The sequence below is a fragment of the Stenotrophomonas sp. HMWF023 genome, assembly GCF_003060985.1.
Taxonomy (GTDB): domain Bacteria; phylum Pseudomonadota; class Gammaproteobacteria; order Xanthomonadales; family Xanthomonadaceae; genus Stenotrophomonas; species Stenotrophomonas lactitubi.
Genome location: NZ_QAIJ01000344.1, coordinates 1 through 3,225, shown reverse-complemented (window position 1 = coordinate 3,225; position 3,225 = coordinate 1). Strand labels below are relative to the sequence as shown.

Annotated in this window: 3 protein-coding genes; 2 read left to right on the top strand and 1 reads right to left on the bottom strand. The window is 66.3% G+C overall.

The window, feature by feature from the left end:
• A partial coding sequence (locus DBR20_RS21135; RefSeq protein ID WP_258223460.1) for a serine hydrolase domain-containing protein occupies positions 1 to 1,176 on the bottom strand: 1,176 nt, incomplete at its 3' end.
• Positions 1,177 to 1,463: 287 nt separating this feature from the next.
• Between DBR20_RS21135 and DBR20_RS21130 the strand changes: the two genes are divergently transcribed.
• The gene (locus DBR20_RS21130) at positions 1,464 to 2,792 is read left to right on the top strand and encodes an MFS transporter (protein ID WP_108268260.1); all 1,329 of its coding nucleotides are present in this window, start codon (positions 1,464 to 1,466) and stop codon (positions 2,790 to 2,792) included.
• Positions 2,793 to 2,823: 31 nt separating this feature from the next.
• Positions 2,824 to 3,174 (top strand): DUF1304 domain-containing protein, encoded by a 351-nt coding sequence (locus tag DBR20_RS21125; protein ID WP_108268258.1) that lies wholly within the window; start codon positions 2,824 to 2,826, stop codon positions 3,172 to 3,174.
• The last annotated feature ends 51 nt before the right edge of the window (positions 3,175 to 3,225 follow it).

The following is a 3,225-nucleotide window of genomic DNA, read 5'->3' as shown; positions in this document are numbered from 1 at the left end:
GCGCTCGGGCACCAATGCCACCAGACCGCGGTAACCCTGCACGGCGCCGGCATGGAACACGACATCGTGACCGGCGTAGTCGAAGGTGCGCCAGCCCAGCGCGTAGCCGGCCGAGTGCAGGCGTTCGCGGCGCCAGCCCGAGCGCATCTCGCCGGGCGTGTTGATCAGGCTGGAGTGCAGGGTCGCCAGCAGCGGCGCCGGCAGCACGTCCGGACGGTGGCCGGTATGGGCCAGCAGCCACTGCGCCATGTCACTGGCACTGGCGTTGACGCCGGCAGCCGGGGCAACGCGGTAATAGGTCGGCTTCGGCGTCAGCGACACCCAGCCGTTGCGGCTGCGCACGTGCGGGCGCGCCCAGCGCGAGCTGGCCTGGATGCCGGCCAGGCCGAGGCTGGCATCGTTCATGCCCAGCGGCTTGAAGATGCGGCGTTCGACCGACTGCTCGTAGAAGCTGCCGGAGGCGGCATACACGACGTCGCCGATCAGGCTGAAGGCCACGTTCTGGTAGGCGTAGCAGTCGCCCGGCAGGCACTTCAGGCCGGTGTTGGCCAGCTTCTGGGTCAGCGCGTAGTACTCGGCATTGCCTTCGATGTCGCGGTCGTAGGCGTTGTACGGCAGGCCGACGCGGTGGCTGAGTACATCGGCTACGGTCAGGCGGTCGGTGGCCTCCGGCGAGTTCAGGCGGAAGCCCGGCACATAGTCGGTGACCTTGCTGTCCCAACGCAGGGTGCCATCGTTGACCAGCAGGCCGGCCATGGTGCCGGCGAAGGCCTTGGACAGCGACGCCAGGCGGAACACGGTGTGGGCGTCGACCGGCAACGGGTTGTTGACGTCGGTGACGCCGTAGCCGCGCGCGCTGAGCACGCGGCCGCCCTGCACGATGGCCACCGCCATGCCCGGCACGCGCTCGCCATAGGTGAGCTGCTGCGCCATCGATTCGATGTTGGCGACGTTGAAGCCAGCGGCCGGCAACTGCACCTGCGGCACCAGGCCGGTGCGGTAGGCCGCCGGCTGGGTGTGGGCAATGGCGCCACCGGCAGCGGTCTCGATGTTGGTCGGCATCGGCGGCAAGGCCGGCGGGGTCTGCGCGGTGGTGGACAAGGCAAGGGGCATCAACATGCCCAGCAAACCGGTGGCCGCCGAACGGATCGGACGACGCAGGCTGTTCTTTTTCATCGGTTGGAACCCGTGCGCGACTGCTGGGGATGATTCTAGCGCCGCTTTTCGCCTGTGCACAAACAAAGCGAAGATGAATGCGCATCTTGTTGAAAAAGTTGGATTTTTGACGCCGTAAAAGCGGGCATCAGAAGGTGTCATGCGTGCGATGCCGTGACACTTCGTTGCAGCCATCGGTGCAGCCTGCGCTGGCGATGTTGCAGTGCATTGGATAACGTACGCGCTTCACTGCCCCCGGAGCCTGCCATGCCGCTGTCCAACCGCCGTTTGCTGGCGAGGGGAGCCGCGTGAGCGCGGCCGGGACAGGCGGCCCGCTGAAGAAGCTGGTCGCAGCGCTGCGCGAGTCGCCGGCGCTCTGGTGGTCGTTCCTGTACTTCTTCTGCCTGCTCAGCGGTTACTACGTGCTGCGCCCGGTACGCGAGGCGATGGCCGCCTCGGCCGACCTGGAGACGGTGTTCCCACCGGTGCTGATCGCCTGGTTCGCCAGCCACGGCATCGCGCTGAAGGACTTCGTCCTGCAGTTCCTGTTCTCCTGCGTGTTCGTGATCATGCTGGTGCTGCAGCCGGTCTATGGCTGGCTGGTCAGCCGCTTCCCGCGGCGGGTGTTCCTGCCGGCGGTGTATGGCTTCTTCATCGCCACCCTGCTGGGCTTCTATGCGCTGTTCGACAGCGGCATGCCAGGGCGTGGCATGGCTTTCTTCTTCTGGATCACCGTGTTCAACCTGTTTGCGGTGGCGGTGTTCTGGAGCTTCATGGCCGACGTGTTCTCCAATGCGCAGGCGCGGGCGTACTACGGCTATATCGGTGCGGCCGGCACGGTCGGCGCCTTCCTCGGCCCAATCATCACCAGTGCGCTGGTGCAGCGGGTGGGCATCGCCAACCTGATGCTGGTGTCGGCCGGCTTCCTGGCCGTCTGCCTGCTATGCATCTGGCGCCTGCGGCATTGGGCCGTGCTGCGCGAGCGCGAACAGGAACTGGTATCGGGCGAGAAGCCGATGGGCGGCAGCGTGCTGGACGGTCTGAAGCTGATCGTGCGCGAGCCCCTGCTGCGCTGGCTGGCGATCATGGTGGTGTTCGGCGTGGGCGTCGGTACCTTGCTGTACAACCAGCAGGCCGCCATCGTGCGTGCCTCGTTCACCGATGCGGCTGCCAGTACCGCGTTCTTCTCGCGTATCGACCTGGCGGTGAACGCGCTGGCACTGTTGATGCAGCTCGGGCTGACCCGTTGGCTGCTGTCGCGCCACGGTATCGCCCCGGCGTTGCTGATTCCCGGCTTTGCGATCCTGATCGGCTTCTCTGTGCTGGCCGCTTCACCGATGCCGTTGATGGTGGCGGTGGTGCAGGTGATGACCCGCGCCAGCGAATTCGCCCTGGCCAAGCCGGCCCGCGAAACCGTCTACACCCGCGTAGACCGCCAGTGGCGCTACAAGGCCGGCGCGGCGATCGACACGGTGGTCTACCGTGGCGCGGACCTGAGCTTCGCCTGGCTGCACAAGGGGCTGTCGCTGTTCGGCTCGCACGTGGTGTTCATCGGTGGCGTCGCCGTAGCCGGGTTGATGACGCTGGCGGCGTTTGGCGTGCTGCGCGAAGAGAAGAAGCTGCCGCGCGACCGTTGAGGTCGCGACCCCCATTTCGAGGAGAGAATAGATGTCGTTGCTCGCGCTGTTGCTGACCGTGCTGGTTGCCGTGCTGCACCTGTATTTCCTGGTGCTGGAGATGTTCCTGTGGACCCGCCCGCTGGGCCTGAAGACGTTTCGCAATACGCCGGAGAAGGCAGAGACCACGCGCGTGCTGGCGGCCAACCAGGGCTTGTACAACGGCTTCCTGGCGGCAGGCATCGTGGTGGGGCTGGTGCTGGCGCAGCCGGTGCTGGTGACGTTCTCGCTGGCGTGCGTGGTGGTGGCGGGCTGCTATGGCGCGTACAGCGTGAGCCGGCGCATTTTCATGATCCAGGCGGTGCCGGCGATTCTGGCGTTGATCCTTCGCGCGGTGGTGTGAGTTTCCAGCCAACGGCTGAGCCCCTCGTGGTTGGCCGCTTAGATCAGAAGC

Coding starts and splice junctions, on each gene's coding strand:
- DBR20_RS21125 (WP_108268258.1), top strand. CDS start 2,824: ATGTCGTTGCTCGCGCTGTTGCTGACCGTGCTGGTTGCCGTGCTGCAC.